Below are 22,137 nucleotides of genomic sequence, written 5' to 3'. Positions count from 1 at the left end.
GCCATGTTGATTCTGCCGGGTTCCAATGCCCTGTCCGCCTTCCGTAGCCAACGCCTCCTGAGCCAACTGCAAGCCGTCGCCCCGTCGATCGCCGCCGTCCAGGGACGCTTCTACCACTTCATCGACACCAGCGCACCGCTCTCCACTGACGATACGCAACGTCTGTCGGCCATGCTCACCTATGGCGAGCCGGCGGCCGAAACGCTGTACGAGGGCGTGACCGAGGAGTTCTTCGTCATTCCGCGCCTGGGCACGATTTCGCCGTGGGCCTCGAAAGCGACCGACATCGCCCACAACTGCGGCATGGCTCACGTGCACCGCATCGAGCGCGGCGTCGGCTACACCGTGGTCCTCAAGAGCGGCATCCTGGGCAGCAGCATCGGCGCCGCCAAGAAGCTCAGCAGCGAGGAACTGGAAGCGGTCAGCGCGCTGCTGCACGACCGCATGACCGAATCGGTGCTGCGCAGCGCCGACGACGCCCAGCACCTGTTCAACGAACTCGAAGGCAAGCAGCTGGAAAGCATCGATGTGCTGGGCGCTGGTCGCGACGCGCTGGTGCGCGCCAACACCGAACTCGGCCTGGCGATGTCGGAAGACGAAGTCGACTACCTGCACGACGCCTTCACCAAGGCGCAGCGCAACCCGACCGACGTCGAGCTCATGATGTTCGCCCAGGCGAACAGCGAGCACTGCCGCCACAAGATCTTCAACGCCGACTGGATCATCGACGGCGTCAAGCAGGACAAATCGCTGTTCGGCATGATCAAGAACACGCACCAGTTGAATCCGCGCGGCACCGTGGTCGCCTACAGCGACAACTCGTCGATCATCGAAGGCGCCACCGTCACCCGCTTCTTCCCGCGCGACGGCCAGGAATACGGCGCGTCGACCGAGCTGGTGCACACCCTGATGAAGGTCGAGACCCACAACCACCCGACCGCGATCTCTCCGTTCCCGGGCGCCTCGACCGGCGCCGGCGGCGAGATCCGTGACGAGGGCGCGACCGGCCGCGGCGCCAAGCCGAAGGCGGGCCTGACCGGTTTCACGGTGTCGAACCTGCTGCTGCCCGGCGCCCAGCGTCCGTGGGAAAACGCATCGGACGTGACCAAGGGCGAGCGTCTTGACGCCGTCTACGGCAAGCCGGAGCGCATCGCCTCGCCGCTGCAGATCATGATCGACGGTCCGATCGGCGGCGCCGCCTTCAGCAATGAATTCGGCCGTCCGGTCCTGGGCGGCTACTTCCGCGCCTACGAGCAGAACGTCGGCGCCGCGAACGCGGTCTACGGCTACCACAAGCCGATCATGATCGCCGGCGGCATCGGCAACATCTCGGCCCGGCACACCCACAAGGACGAGATCCCGGTCGGCAGCCTGCTGATCCAGCTCGGCGGCCCGGGCATGCGCATCGGCATGGGCGGCAGCGCCGCCTCGTCGATGGCGACCGGCACCAACACCGCCGACCTGGACTTCGACTCGGTCCAGCGCGGCAATCCAGAGATGGAACGCCGCGCGCAGGAAGTCATCAACGGCTGCTGGCAGCTGGGAGAGGACAACCCGATCATCTCGATCCACGACGTCGGCGCCGGCGGCCTGTCGAACGCCTTCCCCGAAATCGTCAACGACGCCAAGCGCGGCGCGATTTTCGACCTGCGCAAGGTGCCGCTGGAAGAGAGTGGCTTGGCGCCAAAGGAAATTTGGTCAAACGAGTCGCAAGAGCGATATGTGTTGGCAATTTCGCCTGATGACCTTACAAAATTTGCATCGCTGTGCGAGCGTGAGCGCTGCCCGTTTGCCGTGGTCGGCACCGCCACCGAAGAGCGCCAGCTGAAGCTGATCGACCAGCAAGAAGGTAATTCGCCGGTCGACATGCCGATGGATGTGTTGCTCGGCAAACCGCCGAAGATGCTGCGCGACGTCGAACACGTCCAGCACGTCTTCCCGCCGGTGGACCTGACCGGCATCGAGCTGCCGGAAGCCGCGCGTCGCGTGCTGCTGAACCCGGCCGTGGCCGATAAATCGTTCCTGATCACCATCGGCGACCGTACTGTCGGCGCCACCAGCGTGCGCGACCAGATGGTCGGCCCATGGCAGGTGCCGGTCGCCGACTGCGCCGTCACCGCGATGGCCTTCGAAGGCTTCGTGGGCGAGGCGATGGCGATGGGCGAGCGCACCCCGCTGGCCGTGATCGACGCCGCCGCCTCGGGCCGCATGGCCGTCGGCGAGGCGATCACCAACATCGCCGCCGCCGCCATCGACGACATCTCGGACATCAAGCTGTCGGCCAACTGGATGGCCGCCTGCGGCCAGCCTGGCCAGGATGCGGCGCTGTTCGACACCGTCAAGGCGGTCGGCATGGAACTGTGCCCGGCGCTGGGCGTGTCGATCCCGGTGGGCAAGGATTCGCTGTCGATGCGCACCACCTGGAACGACGAAGGCCAGAACAAGGCCGTCATCTCGCCGGTGTCGCTGATCGTGTCGTCGTTCGCGCCGGTTACCGACGTGCGCCGTTCGCTGACCCCGCAACTGCGCACCGACAGCGGCGAAACCTCCCTGATCCTGATCGACCTGGGCCGCGGCAAGAACCGCCTGGGCGCCTCGATCCTGGCGCAAGTCACCCAGCAACTGGGCGACTCGGTGCCGGACGTCGATTCGCCGCAAGACCTGAAAGCCTTCTTCGTCGCGATCCAGCAGCTGAACAAGGACGGCAAGCTGCTGGCCTACCACGACCGCTCGGACGGCGGCCTGTTCGCCACGCTGACCGAGATGGCCTTCGCCGGCCGCACCGGCGTGTCGGTTAACCTCGACATCCTGACCATGGAAGGCGAGCACGCGTCCGACTGGGGCGACGCCAAGAACTGGGCCGGCCAGGTGGCCGAGCGCCGCAACGAGATGACCCTGCGCGCGCTGTTTTCCGAAGAGCTGGGCGCCGTGATCCAGGTGCGCGCGGACGACAAGAGCGCGGTGATGAACGTGCTGCGCGACCAGGGCCTGGGCGCCTGCAGCCACATCATCGGTAAGCTCAACGACCGCGGCGCGATCGAGTTCACCCGTGATGCGAAAGTGATCTACAACGAGTCGCGCAGCAGCCTGCACCGCCTGTGGAGCGAGACCAGCTGGCGCATCGCGCGCCTGCGCGACAACCCGGCGTGCGCCGATTCGGAATACGACCGCCTGCTGGACGAAACCGACCCAGGCATGCAGCCGAAGATCACCTTCGACCTGGCGGACAATGTCGCGGCGCCGTTCATCGCGACCGGCGTGCGCCCGCGCGTGGCGATCCTGCGCGAGCAGGGCGTCAACTCGCACATCGAGACTGCATGGGTGATGCACCAGGCCGGCTTCGCCGCGATCGACGTCCACATGAGCGACCTGATCGCCGGCCGCGCCAAGCTGGACGACTTCCACGGCATCATCGCCGTCGGCGGCTTCTCGTATGGCGACGTGCTGGGCGCGGGCGAGGGCTGGGCCAAGACCATTTTGTTCAACCCGCAGCTCTCGGAGCAGTTCGCGAAGTTCTTCCAGCGCCAGGACACCTTCGGCCTCGGTGTCTGCAACGGCTGCCAGATGATGAGCAACCTGAAATCCATCATTCCGGGCGCGCATGCGTGGCCGAAGTTTACCCGCAACAAGTCGGAACAGTTCGAAGCGCGCTTCGGCATGGTCGAGGTGCTGGATTCGCCGTCGATCTTCTTCGCGGGCATGGCCGGCACCCAGGCGCCGATCGCCATCGCCCACGGCGAAGGCTTCGCCGACTTCTCGCTGACCGGCGACCTGAGCGCCGTCAACCAGTCGATGCGCTTCGTCGACAACCGCGGCCAGGCGACTGAGGTCTATCCGTTCAACCCGAACGGCTCGCCGGGCGGGCTGACCTCGGTCACCACCGATGACGGCCGCTTCACCGTGCTGATGCCGCACGCCGAGCGCGTGTTCCGCGCCGCGACGCATTCGTGGGCGCCGGAATCGTGGGGTGACGAGTCGCCGTGGATGCGCATGTTCCGCAATGCGCGCAAGTGGGTTGGCTGATCGGTTTAACTGATATGGAAAACGCCTCTTCGGAGGCGTTTTTATTTGGCCCGCTGACCGTCTCATTTCGAATTCCGGAAATCACGGGGATTTGGCATTCTGGCGCTTATTCAAGGTGGGTAATTTTATCTACTGACATTTCTGGCAGTGGTTCGAGTATGCTTCTATGAAATAATCTGGATTTTAGCCGGAGATCCGGATGTCTGTTTTATCGATTATCGCGTCGAATATCCCTGCGGCTACAGCAACATTTGTCGCGGCAGTGACGGCTTTGTTCGCCGCGCTCAAATATTACTCTGACAAAGCAGCCAAGGTTACCGAGTTCAGGAAGGCATGGGTTGAATCACTCCGGTTGGCGGTCGCGGAGTTTGGCGGCAGCATCCATTTGATTGTCGGAAGGATTTCGATCAAGTCAAAAGCGACCCCCGCCCCGGTACCGGCTAAAACTCCTTCAAAGTCACTTGAGGAAGAGCTTGCCAGCGAACTCCTTCCGTATTGGTCCAAGCTGAGGGTGTCGTACAACACCATTATCCTTCACTTGAACCCAGCAGAACACGAGTCTTATTTAATCGCCGAGAGGGCGGTGTCCGAATCCTGGCAGAGTAAGTTCCCACAAGGGACGAAAGACGCGCAAGTTTTCCGCTTCCTGTGCTGGTGCTTGAGCTTGGCGGATGCGCGAATTGGCGAGGTTCCGAGGCATCGGAAATCGCGTTGGAACCGAAGGCAGAAATTTAAAAAAATCCCGTCCGCTGAGCAAGTTACCGTCGCTGCGTTAACGACAGCGCAAGAGAAACTGCGAGAATCCTGTACCGATTTCGGCTCGATCCTGCTGCTTGCGGCATTCGCAACGCGTCAGCTGGCGCACGGCGACTATAAGACCGTGTTGAAGCATTATCCGGAGATTGAGCGTGGGATCCGTATAGTCGATACCGCTGCTGCGAACGTCGTGAAAGGCGTCTGGGAAGATGTCAAGAGAGGCGAGCCTAGTTCCCGGTGGGCGGGTCTCAGCGCATTAGGCATCTCGGTCCTTCTCATCGTCAGTATCGTCATCGGGCTAGTGTTGGCGCCAAAACAAAATAGTAGCTCATCAGGGACCAACTTCAATTTTTATCTTAACGACAAGCAGGTTGGAACTGTAGGTGGAAGAACTGATGCCGCTCATCCGTCAATAACGGTGAAGGTCATGGATCGAGCGTCAGGTCTGACCGTTTGATGCAGCAATCATAAACGCCTCTCCTGAGGCGTTTTTTTCGCCGGCACGATATACACTGTGTCGAACTCAACAAGGATTGAAGACCATGAATACGTTCGTCGTTCGTCCCTTATGCGCACTGATCGTGGTGCTTTCCACTGCCGCGAACGCGGCTCCCGACGGTATCCGGGTCGACGCCGCGACTCGCGCCGGCATCGTCCGCGGGCTGGCCCAGGCGATGGACGAGCAATACGTTTTTCCGGACAAGGCGAAACTGGTCGTCGAGCGCCTGGAGGCGAAGGAGAAGAGCGGCGCGTATGCTGACATAGCTACGCTGGAGGAGTTGGCGCGCGTCCTGAGCGCCGACCTGCGCGAGCCAACCAGGGATGGCCATCTGAGGGTCAGGGTCAGTGTCCAGCCGCTCCCGGACATTCCTCCCGAGCCGACGCCCGAGATGGAAAAGATGATGTTCGAGCACGACAGGGCCTCGAACTTCGGCGTGCGCAAGATCGAGACACCGCCGGGGAACATCGGCTATATCGACCTGCGGACGTTCGCGTCGGTCGACTTCGCCAGGGACATCATCGGCGCCGCGATGCAGGTGGTCGCCGACACCGATGCCCTGATCGTCGACCTGCGCAGTAACGGCGGGGGCGACGCGCAAACGGTCGCCTTCATGTCGAGCTATCTGTTCGACAAGCGCACCCACCTCAACGACCTGGTCTGGCGCGAGGGTGGGCTCCGCGAGTCGTTCTGGACCCAGGACGAGGTGCCGGGCAAGCGCTTCGGGGGGCAGAAGAAGATCTATGTCCTCACCAGCAAGAAGAGTTTCTCGGCTGCGGAGGAATTCGGCTACAACTTGCAGCAGCTAAAGCGTGCAACGCTCGTCGGCGAGACGACCGGCGGCGGCGCCCACCCGGGCGGCATGCGTCGCCTGCATCCCCATCTCTCGGTCTTCATTCCGAGCGGCCGGGCGGTCAATCCGATCAGCAAATCGAACTGGGAAGGCACGGGCGTCATCCCCGACGTGCCGGTCGCGGCGGACGAAGCCTTGCGTACGGCCCAGCGCCTGGCATTGAAGGCGCTGCTGGAGAAGCCGCGCGACGCCATGCATGCCGACCTGCTGCGCAAGCGCCTGGCCGAAGTCGACAAGCAGGGATAGGGCGGGCAGTCAGGGCATTGGACGCGCCAGGGTGTAACGTACGTCGGCGGCGCCGGCGTCGTCCCTGGTCCAGCCCTGGCGCGCATAGAACAGGTCGGCCCGCGTGCCGGCGCCCGTGTCGAGCGTGATCTCGGCGAAGCCCAGCTCGAACAGCCACGCCGTCGCCAGTCCGAGCAGGGCTTTCGCCAGCCCCTTTCCCTCGTGCGCGGGATTGACGAACAGCGCCCAGATCGAGCCATCGAGCCGGTTGGCATAGCTGAACGCGACGGTGACGCCATCGACCTGCGCAATCCAGCCGCGGCCATCCTTTTCCAGGAAATCTTGATACATCCGTGGCGTGACCCGCGCCGGGTCGCGCAACCGGTTCTCGAACACCGATAAACGGATGCGGGACATCTGCGGGATATCGGCGGCGGTCGCGCGCCGGAAAACGGGAACAGATGAGCGCATTCGTACTCGCACAAAAGAAAAGAGCGCCCCCGCAGGAGCGCTCTTCGAGACGGCTGGACAGCGATTACTGCACCTTGGCCTTCTTGACCAGGCTTTCGCGGTATGCCGCCAGCTGACGCTGCTGCAGGCCTTCCGCGACTTGCTGCTTGACTTCTTCCAGCGGCGGAACCTTGGTCGCGCGCACGTCTTCCAGCTTGATGACGTGGAAGCCGAACTGCGACTTGACCGGGGTCTCGGTGATGGCGCCTTTTTGCAGGGCGACCATGGCTTTCGAGAACTCAGGCACGTAGGTCGCCGGGCTTGCCCAGCCCAGGTCGCCGCCGTTCTGGGCGCTGCCGTCCTTCGACTGCTTGGCCAGCTCTTCGAACTTGCCGCCGGCCTTCAGCTTGGCGATGATGCCCTTGGCGTCGGCTTCGGAATCGACCAGGATGTGGCGGGCGTGGTATTCCTTGTCGCCGATCATGGCCTTTTGCTTGTCGTACTCGGCCTTGATCTCGGCATCCTTGACCGGGTTCTTCTTGACGTAGTCGGCCAGCATCGCATTGATGATGATGCTCTGGCGGGCGTTGTCGATGGCCGATTTGACGTCGGCGCGGTTGCCGATGTTCTGCTTGTCGGCTTCCTGGATCAACACTTCACGGCTGATCAGGTCTTTCTTGATCGCATCGCGCAGCTCAGGGGAATCGGTGGCGCGGCCCTGGGCGACGACTTGCTTGACCAGCTGGTCGACCCTCGCTTGCGGGATCGCCTTGCCATTGACGGTTGCAGCGTTTTGCGCGAGTGCAGGCAGGGCAACCAATGCGGTCATGGCTAACAACAGGCGGGCTGGCTTCAAAATCATTGTTGAGATCCTATATAAACACGAAAAGTATCGCCGCAGGCGACGAAAGCCGGCGCATGCTCAGCGCCGGCGACAGCACATATTACTGCACCTTTGCCTTTTTGACCATTTGCTCCTGGTAGTCACGCAGCTTCTCTTGCGCCAGGGTGTCGGCGATCTGCGGCTTGACTTCTTCCAGCGACGGCAGCTTGACCGCACGGGTGTCGTCCAGCTTGATCACGTGGAAGCCGGCGTTGGTCTTGACCGGCACGTCGGTGATCGCGCCTTTCTGCAGCTTGGTGAAGCCGGCCGAGAATTCCGGCGGCAGGGCGTTCGGGGTCACCCAATCCAGGTCGCCGCCGTTGTTGGCGGTGCCGGTGTCCTTCGAGGTCTTGGCCAGGTCTTCGAACTTGGCGCCGCCTTTCAGCTTGCCGATGGCCGCCTTGGCTTCGTCTTCGGTCGTGAACAGGATGTGGCGCACATGGTATTCCTTGTCGCCGGTCTGCGCCTTGAACTTGTCGTACTCGGCCTTGATCTGGGCGTCGCTCACCGGATTCTTGGTGATGTATTCGCGGGCCAGGGCGTTGACGACGATCGACTGACGGGCATTGTCCAGCGCTTCACGCACTTCGGGCTTCTTGTCGTAGCCTTGCTTGACGGCTTCTTGCATCAGCACTTCGCGGGCGATCAGGTCGTTCTTGACGGCTTCGCGCAGTTGCGGCGAATCCTGGCCCTGGCCCTGGGCCACGACCTGCTTGACGACGGCATCGGCGCGCGACGAAGGGATCGCCTTGCCGTTCACCACTGCGAGGTTCTGGGCGAAAGCGGGAGCCGATGCGACGGCGACAAGGGTTAACAGCAGGCGAGCTGGCTTAAAGGTCATGTGTGTTCCTGTAGCGGGGATAGTTGCTGGACGAGATTAGATTAATTCTTGTGACTAGCAGTGACAATTGTCGGGCACATTACTTAAAACTGCCTGAAGCCGACACTCAGGACAGCTCGGAAGGCGCGGTCGCGTTGATGGCGAGCGCGTGGATTTCCGCCTTGTTGATCATATCGTGAACGGCATCATACACAAGACGATGGCGCATGACCAGCTTGAGGCCTTCAAAGCGGGATGACACGATTTTGACCGTGTAATGGCTGCCGCCGGAGGCCGCGCCGGCATGGCCGGCGTGCAGGTGCGAGTCGTCGATGATCTCGAGCGACGCCGGGGCCAGCTCGGCCTCGAGGATTGCGCGCAGGCGTGCTTCGCGGTCGTCTTTGCTGGTTGCAGTGGTCATGCTTCTTCCTCCTTGATGTATTTTGAAAGCATCATCATCTGGATCACGATGAATCCGAACATGATGCCGGTAAAGCCGAACAGTTTGAAGCTGACCCAGGCGCTGGTATCGTTACGGAAGACCACGAAAGCCATCAACAAGTTCAGCAGGCCCATGCCGGCGAAGAACAGGATCCAGCTGTAGCCGAGCCGGTTCCACACCGGATCGGGCAACTTGATATTGGCCTCCATCACGGAGCGCATCAGGTTCTTCTTGTAGAACACCTGCGCCACCAGCAGGGCGACGGCGAAGGCCCAGTACAGGATGGTCGGCTTCCATTTGATAAACAGGTCGTCATGGAAATAGATCGTGGCGCCGCCGGCAACCAGGATCACGGCCATCGACAGCCACAGCATATTGTCGACCTTGCGGCCCCGCACCAGCAGGTAGCCGACCTGCAGCGCGGTGGCGACGATCGCCACCGCGGTCGCCAGCAGGATCGCCGATTGCGCCGGCGGCACCGCGCCGCCGGCGATCAGGGCGCCCAGGTATTCGACGGCCATGCGGTGCGCCCAGTCCTGGTTGCTGTCGCCGTACTTGTAGACGCCGAAGAACAGGATGACCGGGAACAGATCGAACAGAAATTTCTTCACTGCGCCACCCTCAGATCGGTTCGAACCGCATGGCGGCCGAGTTGATGCAGTAGCGCAGGCCGGTCGGCGGCGGGCCGTCCGGGAACACGTGGCCCAGGTGGGCGTCGCACACGCCACAGATGACTTCGGTGCGCACCATGCCGTGGCTGCGGTCGACTTTCTCGATCACATTTTCCGGGTCGAGGGCCGTGAAGTAGCTGGGCCAGCCGCAGCCCGAGTCGAACTTGGTGTCCGATTCGAACAGCGGGGTGTCGCAGCACACGCAGTGATAGATGCCGTGTTCATGGTGGTCCCAGTACTTGCCGGTGAAGGCGCGCTCGGTGGCGGCGTGGCGCGTCACCTGGTATTCGATCGGGTCGAGCTGCTCGCGCCACTCGGCGTCGGTCTTGGTCACTTTGTCGGTCATGATTCTCTTTCGTGGTGTGAGAGGCCAGGCGCAAATGAGGCCCGGGGCGGGCTCAGGACGAGCAGCTCACCTCGAGGTGGGCCGCCCAGTCCGGCGGCAGGGCCGCATAGGATGCGTTCTCGGGCTGCTCGTCGAACGGGCGTTCCAGCACGGCCAGCAGCTTGTGCACGCCGCCGAAGTCGCCGTTCTGCGCCTGTTCGATGGCGATCTGCGCCAGGTAGTTGCGCAGGATGTATTTCGGATTGACCCCGTGCATGGCCTCGCGCCGGGCCGCGTCGCTGCTTCCTTCCTGGCGCAGGCGGGCGCGGTACTCGGCGGCCCAGGCGTCGAAGGCGGCGCGGTCGATGAACAGGTCGCGCAGGGGTTCGTCGGCGGCCGGCTCCTCGAGCTTCAGCTCGCCCAGGCGGCGGAAGAACAACGTGAAGTCGGCGTGGTTGTCCTGCAGCAGCGTGAACATATTGTCGAACAGCGCCGCATCGCCGTCGCGCGTCTCCTTCAGGCCGAGCTTGGCATGCAGCAGGGTGTCGAGCTGGCGGCCGAACTCGGGGCGGTAGACGTCGAGGGCCTCTTCGGCCACTTCGGGCTCGCCGATCAGCGGCAGCAGGGCATTGCCCAGCGCATAGCAGTTCCAGTGGCCAACCGGGACCTGGTTGGCATAGGAGTAGCGGCCACCCTGGTCGGTGTGGTTGCAGATGTGCTTGGCATCAAACGCTTCCATGAAGCCGAACGGGCCGTAGTCCAGCGTGAGGCCCAGGATCGACATATTGTCGGTGTTCATCACGCCATGCATGAAGCCGACCGCCTGCCAGTGCGCGATCATGCGCGCGGTGCGGCGGGTGACTTCGGCCAGCAGCTCCTTGTACGGATTGGCGGCGCCCAGGAATTCCGGGTAGAACTGGCGGATGACGTAGTCGGCGAGCGTTTTCAGCTCGGCCTCGCGCCCGCGCGAGGCCCAGTGCTCGAACGAGCCGAAGCGCACGAAGGTGGGCGCCATGCGCGTCACCACGGCGGTGCTTTCCATGGTCTCGCGCGCCACCTGTTGCGGCGAGCCGGTCACCATCAGCGCGCGCGTGGTCGGAATGCCGAGCGCGGCCATGGCCTCGGAACACAGGAATTCGCGGATCGACGAGCGCAGCACGGCGCGGCCATCGCCCATGCGCGAATACGGCGTGCGGCCGGCTCCTTTCAGTTGCAGCTCCATCGGGCCGTTCGGCGTGGCGATCTCGCCCAGCGTGATCGCGCGGCCGTCGCCCAACTGGCCGGCCCAGACGCCGAACTGGTGGCCGGAATACACGGCGGACAACGGCTGCGAACGCGCCGCGACCTTGTTGCCGGTAAACACGTCGACGAAGTCGGGGCGCGCGAGATCGGCCGCATCCAGCCCGATCAGGGCGGCAGCAGGGCTGCTCGCCGCAATGAAATGTGGCGAGGGCAGCGGCGTTGGCATGAGGCGCGTGTAGAACGCCGGTGGCAATTCGCTGAACGAATTGTTCAGTGGAAGTTCGTCGGCAGTGATGGCAGTGTCCGTGGCAAAGTGGTCAAGATTGGCGGGATTTTACCGCACCCGGCCGATTCTATTCGCGCACCGGTGCGGTGTGGGCCGGCGTTACATCCGGTAACCGCTCATTGCCGATCTGGCTCAAGGGGTTGATGCGGTGCATCATCGAATCCGGTTGACGGGCGCAGGATGCGGGGACGACACTTTCCACGCTGCCATTCTGATCACGGAGACCCAATGCACCCAATGAGTCCGTTGCAAGGCCAGATGATGGATCAACCGCTGCTGATTTCTGGCATCCTCGAGTTCGCGGCGCGCCATTACGGCGCCACCGAGATCGTCTCGCGCCGCGTCGAGGGCGACCTGCACCGCTATACCTACCGCGATTGCGCACGCCGTGCGCGCCAGCTGGCCAACGCGCTCGCGGCGCTGGGGATCGGCATGGGCGAGCGCATCGCGACGCTGGCCTGGAATGGCTACCGGCACCTGGAACTGTATTACGGCGTGTCCGGTTCGGGCGCGGTGCTGCATACGATCAATCCGCGCCTGCATCCCGAGCAGGTGGCCTATATCGTCAACCACGCCGAAGACCGCGTCCTGTTCTTCGACCTCACGTTCCTGCCGGCGATCGAGGCGATGGCGCGCCAGTGCAAGACCGTCAAGGCGTATGTCGCCCTGTGCGCTCGCGAGCACATGCCGCCCGCCGGCGCGATTCCCGGCCTGCTGTGCTACGAAGAGCTGATCGGGGCTGCCTCAGGCGACTACGACTGGCCGCAGTTCGACGAGCGTTCGGCGGCGTCCCTGTGCTACACCTCGGGCACGACCGGCAACCCGAAGGGCGCCTTGTACTCGCACCGCTCGACCGTGCTGCACGCCTATGCGTCGGCGCTGCCGAACGCGCTCGGCATCGGGAGCGCCGACGTGGTGCTGCCGGTGGTGCCGATGTTCCACGTCAACGCCTGGGGTTTACCGTACTCGGCGCCGCTGGTGGGCGCGAAGCTGGTGTTCCCGGGGCCGGCGCTGGACGGCAAGTCCTTGTATGCGCTGTTCGAGGCCGAGGGCGTGACCTTCTCGGCCGGCGTGCCCACGGTCTGGCTCGGCCTGGTGAACCACGTGCTGGACGGCGGCTTGCGGTTCTCGACCTTCCGCCGCACCGTGATCGGCGGCTCGGCCTGTCCGCCGGCGCTGATGGACCTGCTCATCGACCGGCTGGGCGTGCAGGTGGTGCACGCCTGGGGCATGACCGAGATGTCGCCGCTCGGCACCGCCTGCACCCCGCTGGCCAGGCATGCCGGCTTGCCGCAGGATGCGCAGCGCGCGGTGCTGAGGAAGCAGGGCCACGCGATCTGCGGCGTCGACATGAAGATCGTCGACGACGACGGCGCCGAACTGGCGTGGGACGGCGCGACCTATGGCCACCTGCTGGTCCGGGGGCCGTGGGTGGTGTCCGGGTACTTCCGGGGCGAGGGCGGCGACGTGCTGGAGGACGGCTGGTTCCCGACCGGGGACGTGGCCACCATCGATGCCGATGGCTACCTGGCGATCACCGACCGCAGCAAGGACGTGATCAAGTCGGGCGGCGAGTGGATCGGCACCATCGACCTGGAAAACGTGGCGATGTCGCACCCGGCGGTGCTGCAGGCGGCCTGCATCGGCGTGCAGCATCCGAAATGGGCCGAGCGGCCCTTGCTGGTGGTGGTGCGCCGCCCCGGCATGGAGGTCAGCCGCGAGGAGCTGCTGGGCTGGTTCGCCGGCAAGGTGGCGCGGTGGTGGACGCCGGACGACGTCGTGTTCGCCGACAGCCTGCCGGTGGGCGGGACCGGCAAGATCCAGAAGAACAAATTGCGCGAGACGTATGCGGGACATCGGTTGCCGGCTGCCTGACGCGATGGCAGGTATCGGCCGCATGCGGTGCGGGCGGCGCCAACAGGGCGCGGCGAGCGCGCACGGACAGGTAGACTGTTATCACTTTTGACAACTTTCGCTCACAGGATTCTCCATGCGCCTGCTCATCGCCCTCATTCTTCCCTGGCTCACCTTCTTCACCATCGGCCGCCCGATCGCCGGCATCATCTGCCTGATCCTGCAAATCACCCTGATCGGCTGGCTGCCGGCCGCCATCTGGGCCGTCTACGCCCTGAGCCAGTACAAGACCGACCAGAAGATCGAGCGGGCGCGCCAGCAGCGCGATTTCTGATCCCGGCCGGCCGTTGCCTGAATAGTACGCTCGTGCATTTTCTGCGGTATAGTGGATGGCTCATCCAGCACCACCTACAAGGAGAACGAGAGACATGAGCGCCGACTACCAGGTCCACGGCAGCGTTGCCGTCATCACCCTGAACAACCCGCCGGTCAACGGCCTGGGGCTCGCGACCCGCAGCGCCGCCGTGCAGGGCGTGCAGGCGGCCGAAAGCGATCCGGCGGTCAAGGCGATCGTGCTCACCGGCGCCGGCAAGGCCTTCTCGGGCGGCGCCGACATCCGCGAATTCAATTCTCCGAAGGCCCTCACCGAGCCGACCCTGCACTCGCTGATCCGGGTGGTCGAGGGCTCTTCCAAGCCGGTCGTGGCGGCGATCCACAGCGTGGCCATGGGCGGCGGCCTGGAGCTGGCGCTGGGGTGCCACTACCGCGTGGCGCTGCCGGGCGCCCAGATCGCGCTGCCCGAAGTGAAGCTGGGCCTGATCCCGGGCGCCGGCGGCACCCAGCGCCTGCCGCGCGTGCTCGGCCTGGAAAAGGCGCTGGGCATGATTCTTGGCGGGATCCCGATGCCGTCCGAAAAGCTGGCCGGCACGCCGCTGTTCGACGAGGTGTTCCAGGCGGGCGCCGAGCTGCTGCCGGCCGCCATCGCCTACGCCGAGCGCATCGCCGACCTGCGTCCGCTGCCGAAGGTGCGCGACCGCGTGGTCGAGCACCCCGACGCCGCCGGTTTCCTGGCCTCCGCGCGGGCCCAGGTCGATGCCGCCGCCGGCCCGTTCCCCGCGCCGCGCGCCTGCGTCGAAGCGGTGGCCGCCTCGGTGACGGCCGATTCGTTCGAGGACGGCTTGCGTTTCGAGCGCGAGCGTTTCATTCAACTGACCACGACGAGCGAATCGAAGGCGCTGCGCCATGCCTTCTTCGCCGAGCGCGCGGCCGGCAAGGTGCCGGACGTGCCGGCCGATACGCCGTTGCGCGGCATCGCGAGCGCGGCGGTGGTCGGCGCCGGCACCATGGGCCGCGGGATCGCCATGAACTTCGCCAACGCCGGCATTCCGGTGACGCTCCTCGAAACGAAGCAGGACGCCCTGGACCAGGGGCTGGCCGCGATGCGCAAGCTGTATGAGAGCGGCGTGAGCAAGGGCAAGCTGAAGCCCGAGCAGCTCGAGCAGCGCATGGCGCTGGTGACCGGCACGCTGTCGTATGACGCCATCGCCCAGGCCGACATCGTGGTCGAGGCGGTATTCGAGGACATCGGCGTCAAGGAACTCGTGTTCCGCGAGCTGGACAAGGTGATGAAGCCGGGCGCGATCCTGGCCACCAATACCTCGACGCTCGACGTCAACCGGATCGCCGCCTTCACGCGCCGCCCCCAGGACGTGATTGGCCTGCATTTCTTCAGCCCCGCGCACGTGATGAAGCTGCTCGAGATCGTGCGCGGCGCCAAGACCGGCAAGGACGTGCTGGCCACGGCGCTGGCGCTGTCCAAAAAGCTCAGGAAGATCGGCGTGGTCTCCGGTGTGTGCGACGGCTTCATCGGCAACCGCATGCTGGAGCAGTACCTGCGCCAGGCGGTTTTCCTGCTCGAAGAAGGCGCGCTGCCGGAGCAGGTCGACCGCGCGATCGAGGCCTTCGGCTTCGCGATGGGGCCGTTCCGCATGAGCGACCTGGCCGGCAACGACATCGGCTGGCACATCCGCAAGCGCCGCGCGCTCGAGTCGCCGGGCTTCACCTATTCGAAGCTGCCGGACCTGCTGTGCGAACAGGGGCGTTTCGGACAGAAGACCGGCGCCGGCTGGTACGACTACCGCGCGGGCGAACGCAAGGCATTGCCGTCCGAGGCGGTGAACGACATGGTCGTGCGCCATTCGGCCGACATCGGCGTGTCGCGGCGTGCCATTGCCGACGAGGAGATCGTCGAGCGCCTGGTGTATGCGCTGGTGAACGAAGGCGCTCGGATCATCGAGGAGGGCATCGCGCTGCGCGCTTCCGACGTCGACATGGTGTACCTGAGCGGGTATGGCTTCCCCTTGCACCGGGGCGGACCGATGCTGTACGCGGACAGTGTCGGTTTGCCGAAGGTGCTGGAGGCGGTCGAAGGGTTCGCCCGCGGGCGCCAGGGCGAGGCGTGGCAGCCGGCGCCGCTGCTGGCGCGCCTGGCGTCGCTGGGGCAGGGCTTCAACGGCTGAGAGTAGCCTGCGGGAGTCGGTCGGTTCGAAAAAAAATGCCGCTGGATAGCCAGCGGCATTATTCTTTCTGCGCTCGCGGTCTCAGTCGTTGGCGTAGATATTGTTGTCCTTGGTCTCCCGCACGAACAGTGCGCCGATCACGAAGGTGATGAGCGCGATGACGATCGGATACCACAAGCCGTAATAAATATCGCCCTTGAACGCCACCAGCGCAAAGGCCGTCGTCGGCAGCAGGCCGCCGAACCAGCCGTTACCGATGTGATACGGCAGCGACATCGAGGTGTAGCGGATGCGGGTCGGGAACATCTCGACCAGCATTGCCGCGATCGGGCCGTACACCATGGTCACGTACAGCACCAGGATGAACAGGAAGACCACCAGCATCGGCTTGTTGATCTGCGTTGGATCGGCCTTGTCCGGATAGCCGGCGGCCTTCAGGGCGCCGGTCACCTCGGACTTGAGCGCCGCTTCGCTGGCCAGCGAGGCCTTGTCGAAGTTGAGGTTATCCGGCGTCATGACGGCGTTGAACGAACGGTACTCGGTGTCGCCGATCTTGATGGTGGCGACGGTGCCGGCCGGCGCGTCGACGCGGTTGTAGCTCACCGAGGCGGCGGTCAGCATGCGCGTGGCGATGTCGCACGAGGACGGGAATTTCTTGGTGCCGGTGGCGTCGATCTGGAAGCTGCAGGTGTTCGGATCGGCGACGACGACGACCGGCGAGGTCTTGATCGCGGTTTCGAGCGCCGGGTTGCCGTAGTGGGTGATGGCCTTGAAGATCGGGAAGTAGGTGGCGGCGGCGATCACGCAGCCGCCGAGGATGATCCACTTGCGGCCGATCTTGTCCGACAGCGCGCCGAAGATGATGAAGAACGGCGTCGCCAGCAGCAGCGCGATCGCGATCAGGATGTTCGCGGTCGGATCGTCGATCTTGAGCGTCTTGGTCAGGAAGAACAGGGCGTAGAACTGGCCGGTGTACCACACCACGGCCTGGCCCATCGTCAGGCCGATCAGGGCCAGCAGGGCGATCTTGGCGTTCTTCGGCTTGAGGAAGGCTTCGGACAGCGGCGCCTTCGAGGTCTTGCCCTCGGCTTTCATCTTGGCGAAGGCCGGCGACTCGTTCATCGACAGGCGGATCCAGACCGAGATGCCGAGCAGGATCACCGAGATCAGGAACGGAATGCGCCAGCCCCAGGCCTGGAATTCCTCTTCGCCGGTCAGGGTGCGGGTGCCCAGGATCACCAGCAGCGACAGGAACAGGCCGATCGTGGCCGTGGTCTGGATGAAGGCCGTGAACAGGCCGCGCTTGCCGTGCGGCGCGTGCTCGGCCACGTAGGTGGCGGCGCCGCCGTATTCCCCGCCCAGCGCCAGGCCTTGCAGGATGCGCAGGGTGACCAGGATGATCGGCGCCGCGATGCCGATCTGGGCGTAGCTCGGCAGGATGCCGACCAGGAAAGTCGAGGCGCCCATCAGCAAAATCGTCACCAGGAAGGTGTACTTACGGCCGATCATGTCGCCCAGGCGGCCGAACACCAGCGCGCCGAACGGGCGCACGATGAAGCCGGCGGCGAAGGCGAGCAGGGCAAAGATGAAGGTGGTGCTGGGGTCGCCGATGAAGAACTGCTTGGCGATGATGGAAGCGAGCGAACCGTAGAGATAGAAGTCGTACCATTCGAAAACGGTGCCGAGGGAAGAGGCGGCGATGACCTTGCGCTCTTCCTTGGTAAGTCCGGCGGAGGTCGGTGCAGCTTGTCCTCCGACAGTATTGCCGGGTGTGATAGCCATGGGTGTCTCCGTAATTAATTTTGTGTAACCGGAAATGCTGATTGTTGGTCAGCTAACTCCACTGTGCTCCCGAAACCTTACGCGAATCTTGCATCCAGCTTACGCATGGCTTACAAGCGCATTCTCGTGCTCCGCTTTTCCGTGTCGGACTACTGCCCGTTGATAGGAGAGAATCATCCTATTTAATCCCCATTATGAAATCGATATTTCTTCGCGAACGGTCGTGCTGCCGCTATGCTATGCTCGACCGGCTTCCCTCTACGGCAACGTCCGGGAAGGCACTCACCCTCAATGAATAGAACAGGAAACAGAATGATCAAGCACATCGTGATGTGGAAACTGAAGGAACAGGCCGAAGGCGCCGATCGCGCGACCAATGCGCGCGAGATGAAGCGCCGGCTGGACGAGTGTGCGACGGTCGTGCCGGGCATCCTGACCTTCGAGGTGACCTTGGCCCAGCCCGACCTCGAAGCAACCTATGACGTGGTGCTGTATTCGGAGTTCGCCGACCGCGCCGCGCTCGAGGGTTACATCAAGCACCCAACCCACCAGGCCGTGGTGCCGTTCATCGGCGCCATCCGCGAAGGCCGCCAGTGCATGGATTACGAGGTCTGAGCCGCACAGCTTTCCGATAACGACAACCAGGAGACCGCATGCGCACCACCCAGGAGCTGTTTTCACTGAAGGGCAAGACCGCCATCGTGACCGGCGGCTCGCGCGGGCTCGGCCTGCAAATGGCGCAGGCGCTCGGCGAGCAGGGCGCGCGCCTGGTGATCTCGTCGCGCAAGCAGGAAGAGCTCGACGCCACCGTGGCCCAGCTGCACGCGCTCGGCGTCGAAGCCAGCTGCTTCGCGGGCGACCTGTCCGACCCGGGCCAGGCGCAGGCGCTGGTCGAGGCGGCGATCGCGCGCCTCGGCCACGTCGACATCCTGATCAATAACGCCGGCGCCACCTGGGGCGCGCCGGCCGAGGACTATCCGCTCGAGGCGTGGGACAAGGTGATGAACCTGAACGTGCGCTCGGTCTTCCTGGTGTCGCAGGCGGTCGGCAAGCTGTCGATGATCCCGCGCCGCTACGGCCGCATCGTCAATATCGCGTCGATCGCCGGCCTGGCCGGCAACCCGCCCGATGCGATGCAGACGCTGGCGTACAACACGTCCAAGGGCGCGGTGGTAAATTTCACCCGTACGCTTGCCGGCGAGTGGGGGCGCTACGGCATCACGGTCAACGCGATCGCGCCGGGTTTCTTTCCGTCGAAGATGACGAAGGGCGTGCTCGCCGCCTATGGCGTCGACGGGCTGGCGGCCGCGGCCCCATTGAAGCGCCTGGGCGACGATGAAGACCTGAAGGGCGCCGTGGTGCTGTTCGCTTCGGATGCCGGCAAGCACATCACCGGGCAGGTGCTGGCGGTGGATGGCGGGGTGACGGCGGTCTAGTTTAGGGAGGGGCAAAAATGGACGAGTTTCACGGAAAGGTTGCGGCCATCACGGGCGCCGCCAGCGGCATGGGGCGCGAGTTCGCCAACCTGGCCGCCAGCCTGGGCATGAAGCTGGTGCTGGCCGATGTCCAGCCCAAGGCCCTCGAGAAGGCGGCGGACGAATTGGCGAAGCAGACCGAGGTGTTGGCCATGGTGTGCGACGTGCGCAAGGGCGAGCACGTGCAGGAACTGGCCGATTCGGCGATGGCGCGCTTCGGCGTGGTGCACCTGGTGTTCAACAATGCCGGCGTCGGCGCCGGCGGCCTGGTGTGGGAGAACTCCGAGGAAGATTGGGAGTGGGTGCTGGGCGTCAACCTGTGGGGCGTGATCCATGGCGTGCGCGCGTTCACGCGCACGATGCTCGAGTGCGCCGCGCAGGATCCCGGCTATCGCGGCTGGATCGTCAATACCGCCTCGATGGCGGGCCTGCTCAATTCGCCGGCGCTGGGCATCTACAATGTTTCCAAGCATGCGGTGGTGTCGCTCACCGAAACCCTGTACCACGACCTCAAGCTGGTCGACGCGCCGATCGGGACTTCGGTGCTGTGCCCGTACTTCATCCCGACCGCGATCGCGCAATCGCACCGCCACCGGCCGGACGAACTGCGCACCGACGAAATCATGACCGCGAGCCAGATGGCGGCGCAGGCGCTCACCGAAAAAGCGGTCGGCTCCGGCAAGGTGTCGGCGGCGGACGTCGCGCGCCTGACGTTCGACGCGATCCGCGAAGAGCGCTTCTATGTGTTCTCGCACCCGCAGGCGCTGGGCGCGGTGGCCGAGCGCATGGACGCGCTGGTGCATGCACGGCAGCCGGCCGACCCGTATGCAGCGACGCCGCATTTGAAGGAAATTTTGAAGGCCGGCATGAAAGGTCGCCGGTAAATACTTGGATTCCCGCCAAGGCCGTCGAGCAGCCACATCGCGTTCATGCCGCGGCGACGGCGCCAGGCTGCACCACCCGCTCATGCAACTCCGGCGCCGCATCGCGATACAGCTTGACCACGGTCGAGGTGCGCGTGCCATACCCGGGCGACTCGATGCACACCGGCGACAGCATGCGCTCCATCTCGATCGGCACGCCGGTCTCGGGCAGCCGTACGTCCGGCGCGCGCGTGGTGTCGGCCAGCATCTCGAAGTACGCATCCTCGGGCGCCCCCTGGCACAGCAGGCTCGCGAACTGCGCCTTGGTGCGCAGCACCTTGGGCCAGGGCGTGTCCAGCAGGCCGTTCGAGATGCCGTAGATGCGGCCACGCTCCAGCGGCTGGCCGTTGCGCGGATCGTCCTTGCCGCGGTTCGAGTACCAGTACAAGGTCTCGCCGTCGCCCAGCACCAGGTTGTAGCCGTTGTACAGGTCGGGGCGCGCCGCCAGTTCGGCCACGTAGGCCGACGCATCGAGCTCGCCGCGCAGGTAGTCGGCCACCAGCGCGCCGCGCGACGGCGCATCCAGCCGGCGCTCTTGCGGGCCGCGGATATTGGTCAGCGCCGCGAAGCGCGGGCCGTTGGGGCCGGTGAGCGACACGCCCATCCAGCTGCCGCCGCCCTGCAGGTCGCGGCCCGCGATCACGTGCGGCGCCTGCGGCCAGGGGCCGGCCGGCGTGGCGGGGCGGTCATAGAACTCGTCGCGGTTGGCGGCCGCGATGACGGGCACGCCCGGGACGACGTGCCAGGCAAAGACGATCAGGCACATGGCAGGTCCGTGAACATTTCAAGGCGGCGCGGCCCGGCGAGATACGGCGAGATGCCGGCATCGTCGACGACCTGCGCCAATACCGCTTCGAAGCCCTCCGTCACGCCCGGATAGACTTCCATCCAGGTCTGCAGGCCGTCCTTGTCTTCGGGGCGGCGCTTGAGCGCTACCCGCACGCCGGCATCCTGCTCCAGGCGGCGCGCCATGGCATGCACCAGCGGCGCCAGCCGGGCGGCATCGATGCTGCGCACCTTGTAGTAGACGTAGAAGTCGACCATCGCTAGTCGTCGATCGCGTCGAGGCTGTAGGGCATGGGCAGGAAGCGCAGCAGCGCGCCGCCGGCCGAGCCCAGGCGCACCTCTTGATCCAGCGCGGCCAGCTTGATCTCGACCAGGGCATCGGCGCCGCCACGGCCGTTCGGCGCGGCGTTGACCACCATGCCGCAGGGTTGGTCGGGGTCGGCCACCGAGAAGACTTCGTCGCCGGCGCGCGCGGCGGCATTCTCGATGCCGGCCAGCGCGGTGCGGCGCTTGATCTTGCCCAGGTATTTGGTGCGCGCGACGATTTCCTGGCCCGGGTAGCAGCCCTTCTTGAAGTTGACGCCGCCCAGCAGTTCGAGGTTGACCATCTGCGGCACGAACTGCTCCTGTGTGGCGGCGCTTACCTGCGGCTCACCGGCGTGGATCGTGGCCAGGCGCCAGGCCTGGTTGCCGCCCAGAGCCAGTTCTTCCTTCAATACCGGCAGGGCAGCGCTCGCTGCCTCGGTCGAGGCGAGCCACAGGTAGCGTGGCGCGCCGAAGGCGTCGTTCAGGCGCAGCACGGTGCCGAACTCGCCGCTGGTCTTGCCCATCGGCGCGCCTGGTAACGTATTGACGAAGCGGCCGAGCGCCGCTTGCGCCCTGGCGCCGCCAAGGCCGAGCACGGCCGCGAACGGCGCTTCGTCGGTGGCGTCACGCAGCTTCGCTTTGCTGCGCAGCACAAACATCGACAGGCGCTTTTGCAGCGGCGCCTGGATCGCGCGCGGCAGCTGCAAATACACGGCGTCAGGGTCGCGCCACATCAGGAAGCTCGCCTGCAGGCGGCCTTTCGGCGTGCAGAAGCCGGCGAAGCGGGCTTCGTCCTGCTGCAGGTGCTCGACGTCGTTGGTGAGCTGGGCGTGCAGGAATTTCGCGGCTTCTTCGCCGGCGACGGCGGTCAAGCCCTGGTCGGTCACGGTGGCGACAAAGCCGGCCGCGAGTGCGTCGATATCCAGGGGCTGGCCGAAATCCTCGACCTGGGTGGCTTCGTCGAGATGGAAGCGGGCGCCATGCGTGGCGAGGTGATCAGTCCAGTTACTCATGAAA

Annotated in this window: 20 protein-coding genes; 9 read left to right on the top strand and 11 right to left on the bottom strand. The window is 64.8% G+C overall.

Annotated elements, in window-relative coordinates; translation table 11 throughout:
• The first annotated feature begins 3 nt into the window (after positions 1-3).
• From purL to ABIB42_RS13625, 3 genes are all read left to right on the top strand, one after another.
• Positions 4-4,023 carry a phosphoribosylformylglycinamidine synthase gene (gene purL / locus ABIB42_RS13635; protein WP_429248484.1) on the top strand — a complete coding sequence of 1,340 codons (4,020 nt, stop codon included), beginning with the start codon at positions 4-6 and terminating at the stop codon, positions 4,021-4,023.
• Between the two features lie 199 nt (positions 4,024-4,222).
• Positions 4,223-5,236: a hypothetical protein gene (locus tag ABIB42_RS13630; protein ID WP_429248483.1), complete on the top strand. Its 1,014-nt coding sequence runs from the start codon at positions 4,223-4,225 to the stop codon at positions 5,234-5,236.
• Positions 5,237-5,321: 85 nt separating this feature from the next.
• A complete protein-coding gene (locus tag ABIB42_RS13625; RefSeq protein WP_429248482.1) occupies positions 5,322-6,377 on the top strand; it encodes a S41 family peptidase in 1,056 nt (351 codons plus the stop codon).
• 9 nt (positions 6,378-6,386) lie between these two features.
• Here the strand turns inward: ABIB42_RS13625 and ABIB42_RS13620 are convergent, their stop codons facing one another.
• The 7 genes from ABIB42_RS13620 to ABIB42_RS13590 all read right to left on the bottom strand — a co-directional run bounded on the left by ABIB42_RS13620 (position 6,387) and on the right by ABIB42_RS13590 (position 11,484).
• Positions 6,387-6,773, bottom strand: coding sequence for a GNAT family N-acetyltransferase (locus ABIB42_RS13620; RefSeq protein WP_429248481.1), 387 nt, complete (start codon positions 6,771-6,773; stop codon positions 6,387-6,389).
• A 118-nt stretch (positions 6,774-6,891) separates the two neighbouring features.
• On the bottom strand, positions 6,892-7,668 hold the full coding sequence (locus ABIB42_RS13615; RefSeq protein ID WP_071362983.1) for a peptidylprolyl isomerase: 777 nt from the start codon (positions 7,666-7,668) through the stop codon (positions 6,892-6,894).
• A gap of 82 nt (positions 7,669-7,750) precedes the next feature.
• Positions 7,751-8,530: a peptidylprolyl isomerase gene (locus tag ABIB42_RS13610; protein ID WP_312488946.1), complete on the bottom strand. Its 780-nt coding sequence runs from the start codon at positions 8,528-8,530 to the stop codon at positions 7,751-7,753.
• A gap of 106 nt (positions 8,531-8,636) precedes the next feature.
• Positions 8,637-8,930 carry a BolA family protein gene (locus tag ABIB42_RS13605; protein ID WP_184236407.1) on the bottom strand — a complete coding sequence of 98 codons (294 nt, stop codon included), beginning with the start codon at positions 8,928-8,930 and terminating at the stop codon, positions 8,637-8,639.
• Complete coding sequence (locus tag ABIB42_RS13600; RefSeq protein ID WP_429248480.1) at positions 8,927-9,562, bottom strand: septation protein A; 636 nt, start codon at positions 9,560-9,562, stop codon at positions 8,927-8,929. Before ABIB42_RS13600 ends, ABIB42_RS13605 begins: the two co-directional genes overlap by 4 nt.
• Before the next feature lie 10 nt (positions 9,563-9,572).
• Positions 9,573-9,968 (bottom strand): peptide-methionine (R)-S-oxide reductase MsrB, encoded by a 396-nt coding sequence (msrB, locus tag ABIB42_RS13595; protein WP_005671103.1) that lies wholly within the window; start codon positions 9,966-9,968, stop codon positions 9,573-9,575.
• Positions 9,969-10,020: 52 nt separating this feature from the next.
• On the bottom strand, positions 10,021-11,484 hold the full coding sequence (locus tag ABIB42_RS13590) for a protein adenylyltransferase SelO (protein WP_429248515.1): 1,464 nt from the start codon (positions 11,482-11,484) through the stop codon (positions 10,021-10,023).
• A 219-nt stretch (positions 11,485-11,703) separates the two neighbouring features.
• Between ABIB42_RS13590 and ABIB42_RS13585 the strand changes: the two genes are divergently transcribed.
• The 3 genes from ABIB42_RS13585 to ABIB42_RS13575 all read left to right on the top strand — a co-directional run bounded on the left by ABIB42_RS13585 (position 11,704) and on the right by ABIB42_RS13575 (position 15,848).
• A complete protein-coding gene (locus tag ABIB42_RS13585; protein ID WP_429248479.1) occupies positions 11,704-13,350 on the top strand; it encodes a 3-(methylthio)propionyl-CoA ligase in 1,647 nt (548 codons plus the stop codon).
• 115 nt (positions 13,351-13,465) lie between these two features.
• Positions 13,466-13,663, top strand: coding sequence for a YqaE/Pmp3 family membrane protein (locus tag ABIB42_RS13580; RefSeq protein ID WP_005671099.1), 198 nt, complete (start codon positions 13,466-13,468; stop codon positions 13,661-13,663).
• 94 nt (positions 13,664-13,757) lie between these two features.
• Entirely contained in the window at positions 13,758-15,848 is a 2,091-nt protein-coding gene (locus tag ABIB42_RS13575) for a 3-hydroxyacyl-CoA dehydrogenase NAD-binding domain-containing protein (RefSeq protein ID WP_429248478.1), read from the top strand.
• 81 nt (positions 15,849-15,929) lie between these two features.
• Here the strand turns inward: ABIB42_RS13575 and ABIB42_RS13570 are convergent, their stop codons facing one another.
• Positions 15,930-17,630, bottom strand: a complete 1,701-nt coding sequence (locus tag ABIB42_RS13570) for an MFS transporter (RefSeq protein WP_005671094.1) — start codon at positions 17,628-17,630, stop codon at positions 15,930-15,932.
• Positions 17,631-17,942: 312 nt separating this feature from the next.
• Here ABIB42_RS13570 and ABIB42_RS13565 point away from each other — a divergent pair, with 312 nt between their 5' ends.
• Genes ABIB42_RS13565 through ABIB42_RS13555 form a run of 3 tightly spaced genes read left to right on the top strand, consistent with a single transcriptional unit; the run spans position 17,943 to position 19,989 of the window.
• Entirely contained in the window at positions 17,943-18,245 is a 303-nt protein-coding gene (locus ABIB42_RS13565; protein ID WP_005671092.1) for a Dabb family protein, read from the top strand.
• A gap of 38 nt (positions 18,246-18,283) precedes the next feature.
• Positions 18,284-19,066, top strand: coding sequence for an SDR family oxidoreductase (locus ABIB42_RS13560; RefSeq protein WP_184236396.1), 783 nt, complete (start codon positions 18,284-18,286; stop codon positions 19,064-19,066).
• A gap of 17 nt (positions 19,067-19,083) precedes the next feature.
• A complete protein-coding gene (locus ABIB42_RS13555; RefSeq protein ID WP_005671089.1) occupies positions 19,084-19,989 on the top strand; it encodes an SDR family oxidoreductase in 906 nt (301 codons plus the stop codon).
• 43 nt (positions 19,990-20,032) lie between these two features.
• On the opposite strand, the gene ABIB42_RS13550 is transcribed toward ABIB42_RS13555, so the two are convergent.
• From ABIB42_RS13550 to ABIB42_RS13540, 3 genes are read right to left on the bottom strand one after another with little or no spacing between them, the layout of a single operon-like run.
• Positions 20,033-20,794: an NRDE family protein gene (locus ABIB42_RS13550; protein WP_429248477.1), complete on the bottom strand. Its 762-nt coding sequence runs from the start codon at positions 20,792-20,794 to the stop codon at positions 20,033-20,035.
• Positions 20,785-21,072, bottom strand: coding sequence for a DUF4936 family protein (locus tag ABIB42_RS13545; protein ID WP_429248476.1), 288 nt, complete (start codon positions 21,070-21,072; stop codon positions 20,785-20,787). Before ABIB42_RS13545 ends, ABIB42_RS13550 begins: the two co-directional genes overlap by 10 nt.
• A 2-nt stretch (positions 21,073-21,074) precedes the next feature.
• Positions 21,075-22,133 (bottom strand): YgfZ/GcvT domain-containing protein, encoded by a 1,059-nt coding sequence (locus ABIB42_RS13540; RefSeq protein WP_429248475.1) that lies wholly within the window; start codon positions 22,131-22,133, stop codon positions 21,075-21,077.
• Positions 22,134-22,137: the final 4 nt, after the last annotated feature.

Origin of the sequence: Massilia sp. UYP32, from assembly GCF_050434365.1 — a bacterium.
Lineage (GTDB): Bacteria > Pseudomonadota > Gammaproteobacteria > Burkholderiales > Burkholderiaceae_D > Telluria > Telluria timonae.
Note: the sequence above shows the minus strand (reverse complement) of the source record. Positions and strands in the feature narration are given on the sequence as shown.